General features: G+C 68.4%; 7 protein-coding genes. 6 read left to right on the forward strand and 1 reads right to left on the reverse strand.

Translation table 11 applies throughout. From position 1 onward, the window contains the following. The 4 genes from ACXJKR_RS19565 to ACXJKR_RS19580 form a co-directional block, all read left to right on the forward strand. A partial coding sequence (locus ACXJKR_RS19565) for a carbohydrate kinase family protein (RefSeq protein ID WP_457324233.1) occupies positions 1-453 on the forward strand: 453 nt, incomplete at its 5' end. 1 nt (position 454) lies between these two features. Then, positions 455-1,768: an MFS transporter gene (locus ACXJKR_RS19570; RefSeq protein ID WP_457324234.1), complete on the forward strand. Its 1,314-nt coding sequence runs from the start codon at positions 455-457 to the stop codon at positions 1,766-1,768. After that, positions 1,765-3,261, forward strand: a complete 1,497-nt coding sequence (gtfA, locus tag ACXJKR_RS19575) for a sucrose phosphorylase (protein WP_457324235.1) — start codon at positions 1,765-1,767, stop codon at positions 3,259-3,261. The genes ACXJKR_RS19570 and gtfA overlap by 4 nt, the downstream gene beginning before the upstream one ends. 55 nt (positions 3,262-3,316) lie before the next feature. Then, positions 3,317-3,520 carry a hypothetical protein gene (locus ACXJKR_RS19580; protein ID WP_056197689.1) on the forward strand — a complete coding sequence of 68 codons (204 nt, stop codon included), beginning with the start codon at positions 3,317-3,319 and terminating at the stop codon, positions 3,518-3,520. Between the two features lie 2 nt (positions 3,521-3,522). Here the strand turns inward: ACXJKR_RS19580 and ACXJKR_RS19585 are convergent, their stop codons facing one another. Further along, positions 3,523-5,049, reverse strand: coding sequence for a sensor histidine kinase (locus tag ACXJKR_RS19585; protein ID WP_457324236.1), 1,527 nt, complete (start codon positions 5,047-5,049; stop codon positions 3,523-3,525). A 297-nt stretch (positions 5,050-5,346) separates the two neighbouring features. Here ACXJKR_RS19585 and ACXJKR_RS19590 point away from each other — a divergent pair, with 297 nt between their 5' ends. Together ACXJKR_RS19590 and ACXJKR_RS19595 are read left to right on the forward strand one after the other, a co-directional pair. Beyond that, a complete protein-coding gene (locus ACXJKR_RS19590) occupies positions 5,347-6,462 on the forward strand; it encodes an ABC transporter substrate-binding protein (protein ID WP_457324237.1) in 1,116 nt (371 codons plus the stop codon). A gap of 75 nt (positions 6,463-6,537) precedes the next feature. After that, a partial coding sequence (locus ACXJKR_RS19595; protein WP_457324238.1) for an SDR family NAD(P)-dependent oxidoreductase occupies positions 6,538-7,217 on the forward strand: 680 nt, incomplete at its 3' end.

A 7,217-nucleotide genomic window follows, 5' to 3' on the forward strand; every position in this document is an offset into this window, starting at 1 on the left:
GATCTCAATCTGCGCCCCGGCACCGACACGCCCGAACTGGCCGCTGAAGTGTTGATGCTGGCCGACTGGGTCAAGCTCAACGAGGACGAACTCGGCTGCCTGCTCACCTGGTTCGAGCCCACGCTGCCGGCGCTGATGGCCCGCTTTGCGCTGCAAGGCCTGGTGCTGACGCGCGGCGCCRCCGGCTACGTGCTGCACGGCGAGCACGGCCGCGTGCTGGCGACAGGCGAGGGCGTGGCCCAGCCGGCTTTCGTCGACAGCGTCGGCGCCGGCGACGGCTTCACGGCGGTGTTGCTGGCCGGGCTGGCGCTGGGTCGTGACCTGGGTGCGACCCTGCACCTGGCCAACCGTTACGCCGCGATGATCTGCGGCGTGCGCGGTCCGCTGCCGCCAGACCCGGCAGCGCTGGCCCCCTGGCGCGAGGCCTTGCACGCGCTGCCGGCCGAGGAATGAGATGAACAAGCCCCACCTGTCGCCGCATTTGTCGTTCACGCAGATCGTGAACATGAACATCGGCTTCCTCGGCATCCAGTTCAGCTTCGGCCTGCAGCAGGCCAACATGAGCCCGATCTACCAGATGCTGGGCGCTGACGGCAAGAGCCTGCCCTACCTCTGGCTGGCAGGCCCTATCACCGGCCTGCTGGTGCAGCCCGTCATTGGCGCCATGAGCGACCGCACGACCCACCGCCTGGGCCGGCGCACGCCTTATTTCCTCATCGGCGCGCTGATCTGCTCGCTGGGCCTGCTGGCCATGCCCTTCAGCCCTGCGCTGTGGTTCGCGGCCGGCCTGCTGTGGATCCTGGACGCCGCCAACAACGTGACGATGGAGCCCTACCGCGCCTACGTCAGCGACCGGCTTCGCGAAGAGCAGCACGCCAGCGGCTTTCTCACGCAGGCCTCGTTCACCGGCCTGGCGCAGACGCTGGCCTACCTCACGCCCAGCCTGCTCGTTGCCTTCGGGATGAACAAGGACGCTTTGGGCGCCAACGGTATCCCGGTCGTCACGACGCTGGCCTTCGTCATCGGCGCGCTGCTGTCGTTCACGACGGTGTGGTGGTCGGTGCGCCGGGTGCCGGAGCTGCCATTGCCGGCTGAAGAGATCGCCCGCCTGCGCGCGCTGCCCCATGGCCTGGGCGCGACGCTCACCGAGATCTGGGCCGCGCTGCGCGACATGCCAGCCACGATGCGGCGGCTGTGGTGGATGGCGCTGTTCCAGTGGTACGGAATGATGTGCTACTGGATCTACATCGTGCCGACGCTGGCCGCGACGGTCTTCGGCACGGACGACCCGCACAGCGCCGGCTTTCGCGACGCGGCCTTGCTCAACGGACAGGTCGGCGGCTTCTACAACGCCGTCGCCTTCGTCGCCGCCTTCGCGATGGTGCCGTTCACCAAACGCCTTGGCGCGAAATGGGTGCATGCCTTCGCACTCGCCTGTGCGGCCGCCGGCATGTGGGCGCTGCCCGGCATCCATGACAAGACCTGGCTCTTCCTGCCCATGGTCGGCATTGGCCTCGCCTGGGGTTCCATCATGGGCAACCCCTATGTGCTGCTGGCCGGCAGCATCCCGCCCGAGCGCGCCGGTGTCTACATGGGCATCTTCAACATGTTCATCGTCATCCCCATGCTGATACAGGCGGTGACGCTGCCCCTGTTCTACGACGGCCTGCTGGGCGGCCGACCCGAGAACGTCATTCGCCTGGCCGGCGTGCTGCTGGCGCTCGCTGCGCTGTGCGTGCTGGCAGTCAAGAGTCCCAAGTCCTCATGAAGAACCAAGTCCAGCTCATCACCTATGTCGACCGCCTCGGCGGCCAGCGCGACGGCGCCGACCTGGCACGGTTGCGCAAGCTGCTTTGTGAGCCGGGCTCGCCGCTGCACGGCGTGTTCGGTGGCGTGCACCTGCTGCCGTTCTTCCATGCCATCGATGGTGCCGATGCTGGCTTCGACCCCATCGACCACACGCAGGTGGACCCGCGCCTGGGCGCCTGGGATGACATCAAGGCGCTGACCGAGGATCTGGACGTGATGGCCGACGTCATCGTCAACCACATGTCCAGCGAGTCGCCGCAGTTCCTCGACTACGCCGAGAAGGGCGAGGTCTCGGCCTACGCGGGCCTGTTCCTGACGCTGGACGCCGTCTTCCCGGAGGGCGCCAGCGAGCGAGACCTGCTGGCCGTCTACCGCCCCCGCCCCGGCCTGCCGCTGACCTATGCCACGCTGAAGAACGGCGAGCGCCGCATCCTGTGGACGACTTTTACCGCTGCGCAGGTGGACATCGCCGTGCGCCACCCCCAGGGCCGCGCCTACCTCGCTGGCATCCTGCGCACCTTTGCCAGCAACGGCATTCGCATGGTGCGGCTGGACGCCGTCGGCTACGCCATCAAGAAGGCCGGCGGCAGCTGCTTCATGATGGCCGAGACCTTCGGCTTCATCGCCGAGTTCGCGGGCGAAGCGAGGGYGCTGGGCATCGAGGTGCTCGTCGAGATCCACGCCTATCACCAGCGCCAGATCGAGATCGCTGCCAGGGTCGACTGGGTCTACGACTTCGCGCTGCCGCCACTGGTGCTGCACGCCTTCAACTTCCACACCGCCGCCGCGCTGAAGCGCTGGATCGACATCCGCCCGACCAACGCGCTGACCGTGCTCGACACCCACGACGGCATCGGCATCATCGACATCGGTGCCGACGCGAGCGACCGCGCGGCCCACCCCGGCCTCGTGCCGCCCGCGGAGCTGGACGCGCTGGTGGAGCGCATCCACGYGGCCAGCGGCGGCGAAAGTCGGCGCGCCACCGGGGCCGCGGCCAGCAATCTCGACCTCTACCAGGTCAACTGCAGCTTCTTCGACGCGATGGGCCGCAACGAGACGGCCTATCTGCTGGCCCGTGCCATCCAGTTCTTCCTGCCCGGCGTGCCGCAGGTCTATTACGTCGGCCTGCTGGCCGGCCACAACGACATGGCCTTGCTGGCGCGCACGCAGGTCGGCCGCGACATCAACCGCCATCACTACAGCGAAGGCGAGATCGCCCGCGACTGCGAGCGCCCCGTCGTGCGCCGGCTCATCGAGTTGATCAGGCTGCGCAACCGGCACCCGGCGTTCGGTGGCGAGTTCCGCGTCGAGCCCAGTGGCGACGACGAGTTGCACATGCGCTGGCAGTTGCACAGCGAATGGGCGGCGCTGCGGGTCAACTTCCGCGACCTCACCCACGAGTTGAGCCACAGCGGCGAGGGCGGTGGCCGGGAGACCTTCGCCTTCAGTTGAGCGTCAGCCTCGGTCGCCAGAATGCGCCGCAGTACAAACCTGTGGAGACCCGAGCATGTGGAAGTTGATCGTCGGCTTCATCGCCTTTGCCGCGCTGGCGCTTTTCATCCTGACCAAGAGCGGCGGCAACATCGACCTGAGCGGCGAGAAGCATGACGTGACGGGTGGACACGAGCCTGCCGCTTCTGCCGCGGCTTCGGCCGCCGTCGCCGCTGCGGTCGAGGCGGCATCCGCCCCGGCCTCTGGCGCGTCGCAGTAAGCCTATGCCGGCTCGCCGCTGGCGCGTTGCGGTGCGTTGAGCGGCAGCCGCATCAGCATCTGCGTACCCTCGCCCGGCGAGGAGCGCACCTCGATCTGGCCGCCCAGCACATTGGTCACGATGCTGTGCACGATGTGCATGCCCAGGCCCGAGCCGCCGGTGCCCAGCTTGGTGGTGAAGAAGGGGTCGAAGATGCGCCGCCGTACGGACTCGTCCATGCCGCGGCCATCGTCCGTCACGCTGAGCTCGACCTGCTCTTCGTCCAGCGCCGCGCAATAGACCTTGACGTGCCCCTGTGCCGCGCTGTCGAAGCCGTGCAGCAGCGCGTTCATCAGCAGATTGGTCAGCACCTGGCCGAGCGCGCCGGGATAGCTGTTCATCACCAGGCCATGGCAGAGCTCGGTGTCGATGACGAAGGGCGTGTGCTTGAAGCTGGGCTCGACCATGACGAGCACGTCCTCGACGACCTTGGCCAGGTCGAAGTCGCGCCTGAGGTCGGCCGTCTGGTCGATGGCCACCTGCTTGAAGTCGCGCACCAGGTCGGCGGCCTTCTGCACGTTGCGCTGCAGGATGTCCTGGCCGCGCCGCGTGTCGCGCGCCAGTTCCTCCAGCGTGCTGCGGCGCATCTGCACGCTGCCCGACAGCATGGCCTCGAGCTGCTTGTAGCGGTCGTCCAGGGCCGACACCACGGTCAGTGCATTGCCCAGCGGCGTGTTCAGCTCATGGGCAACGCCCGCCACCAGGCGGCCTAGCGACGCGAGCTTCTCCGACTCGACCAGCTCGCGCTGCGCCTTCTGCAGCGTTTCCAGCGCCTCGGACAGTTCGGCATTGCTGGTCGTCAGCTCGGCCGTGCGCTGGGCGACGGTTTCTTCCAGGTTCACGTTGTGCTGGCGCAGCGCCTCGAAGGCCGACAGCAGGGCCTGGCGCATGCGCTCCATCGCCACGCCCACGCGTGCGATCTCGTCGGCGCCGGCCACACGCAAAGGCTGGTCCAACCGCCCGGCCGCCAGCGCCTCGGCTGAGCCGGTCAGCTCGGTCATGGGCCGCATCACATAGCGCTGCAGAACCCACAGCATCAGTGCCAGCGACAGCGTCAGCGTCAGCATGCTGCGCCAGACCGTGCGCCAGACCTCGGCCTGCTTGGCCTGCAGCAGCGGCGCGGCGCTCATGCGAACGGTCAGCTTGGCGATCTCGCGGCCGTCGCGCTGGATGGGCCGGGTCTGGCTCAGCACCAGATCGCTGTCGCCCTGCTCGCCAGCGCGCTGCTGCGACAGGAAGGGGGCCGACGACGCCGGCTCGACGACCTGCACCGACACGAAGCGTGGATCGTCCATCTGCGCCTTGACCATGGGGTCAGCCAGGTCCGGCGAGACCTGCCAGACCGGCTCGGCCAGCGACAGGGCCATCACCTCGGTGGCGCGCGACAGGTCGCGCTTCAAGTCCTCCATCGCGGTGGCGCGGGTCTTCTGGCCGTCGTAGAGCAACACGGCCGTTGTCGGCAGCAGCAGGCCCAGCAGCAGAGCCAGCACGACGGCGAAGGTCAGGGAACTGCGMTGCCAACCGTATGCAGGTGCGGGCGTGCGGGGCAAGGCGATAGGCGGCAAGGGGCTTTCCGGCATGGGCGGCGCGGAGACGAGCGCTGGCAGCGCGAACACGGCACCGAGGCGGCCAGAGTGTAGGCCCGGCAAAAGCGGTGCAAATGCGCATTCAGACCCGGTGGAGGGCGGGTTTTTCCTGGGGGAGAGGGGCTGCTGGGGGCGGGGGGGCTGGCCCCACAATCCGCGGCCATAAACGCGCCCCGGTGGCGCTTGTCCTGGAGAAAAACAGTGAAGCGTTGGGTTGGCCTGGCGGCCTTGTTCGCTGCCTGTATTGGTATGAATGGCGCATTCGCGCAAAGCACCCTGCGCATCGGCATGGTGGCGGGCTTTTCAGGGCCCGTGGCCGGCATCGTGCAGGAGAGCGCCGAGGGGGCGAAGCTGTACTTCGACTCGGTCAATGCGCAGGGCGGCATCAAGGGTCAGAACATCGAGCTCGTCACGCAGGACGACAAATACGACCCGGCGACCGCCGTGGCCGCTGCCAAGTCCCTGGCCAGCCAGGGTGTGCTGGCGCTGATGCTGAGCCGTGGCACCGGCCCGACCGAGGCTCTGCTGCCCGTGCTGAAGGAGAACAAGCTGCCGCTGATCGCGCCCGCCACTGGCGCCATCAGCCTGCGCGAGCCGGTCCAGCCCTGGGTCTACCACTTGCGCGYCAGCTACCAGAAGGAGGCCGAACGCGCGGTCAAGCACCTGGCCGGCATTGGCGTCAAGCGCATCACCATCGTGCAGGTCAACGACCCCTTCGGCAATGACGCCGGCAAGGGCGCCATCAAGGGCCTGGACGACATCAAGCTGCGCGCCATGTCCAACCTGCGCTTTGACCGCAACAAGCCCGATCTCGCACCGACGATGCAGGCCATCGCCAAGGCCGGCATCGAGGCCGTCGTGCTGATCGGGCCGGCCTATGCCGTCGTCGAAGGCGTGCAGGCGCTGCGCGCGGCCGGCTCCACGGCGCACGTGGCCACGCTGTCCAACAACGCCTCGGCCGATTTCGTGAAGGCGCTGGGCAACGACAGCCGTGGGGTCATCGTGACCCAGCTCTTCCCCTACGAGCGCTCGACGGCCAACCTGATGGTGCGGGAGGCGCTGAGCCTGGCTAAGTCCGCCGGCCGCAACGAGCTGACGCCGGCCCATGTTGAAGGCTTTGCCGCGGCGAAACTGATCGTCGAAGCCCTCAAGCGCGCACCGGGCAAGGAGATCACGCGCGAGAGCCTGGCCAAGGCGCTGGACGGTGCCCGCATYGACCTGGGCGGTCTGCAGGTGCACTACTCCGAGAAGGAGCACAGCGGCCTGGAGTACACCGACGTGTCCATCGTCGGTGAAGACGGCAAGTTCAAGCGCTGAACTCGGCGCGCAGCACCCTTGACCGCGCGATGATGCGGGCCTGTCAAGGCCGCGCATGGCGATCGAGGAGCTGACATGGATCTGGGTTTGAAAGGCCACTGGGCGCTGGTCTGCGCGGCGAGCAAGGGCTTGGGCCGAGGCTGTGCCGAGGCGTTGGTGGGTGAGGGCGTCAACGTCGTCATCACGGCACGCGGCGAGGCCGAGTTGCTGGCGACAGCCGATGCGCTGCGGGCCTTGAACCCTGACGCCGAGGTGCGCGCCGTGGCCGGCGACATTGCCACCCCCGAGGGCCGTGCTGCCGCGCTCGCGGCCTGCCCGCGGGTGGACATCCTCATCAACAATGCCGGCGGCCCGCCGCCCGGGGATTTCCGCGACTGGGGCCGCGAGCAGTGGATCGCCGCGCTGGACGCCAACATGCTGGCACCCATCGAGCTCATCAAGGCGACGGTGGACGCGATGGCGGCGCGCGGCTTCGGCCGCATCGTCAACATCACCTCGGGCGCGGTCAAAGCGCCCATCGACACGCTGGGCCTGTCCAACGGCGCGCGTTCGGGCCTGACCGGCTTTGTCGCCGGCGTGGCCCGCCAGCCGCGCCTGGCCGGCGCCAATGTGACGATCAACAACCTGCTGCCGGGTGCCTTCGATACCGACCGACTGAAGAAGGGCTTCGCCGCCGGCGCCGCCAAGGCGGGCGTCGGCGCGGATGAACTGGCGGCCAGGCGCCGCGCGGCCATTCCGGCGCAGCGCTTCGGCAC

The organism is Roseateles sp. P5_E11 (assembly GCF_054049355.1).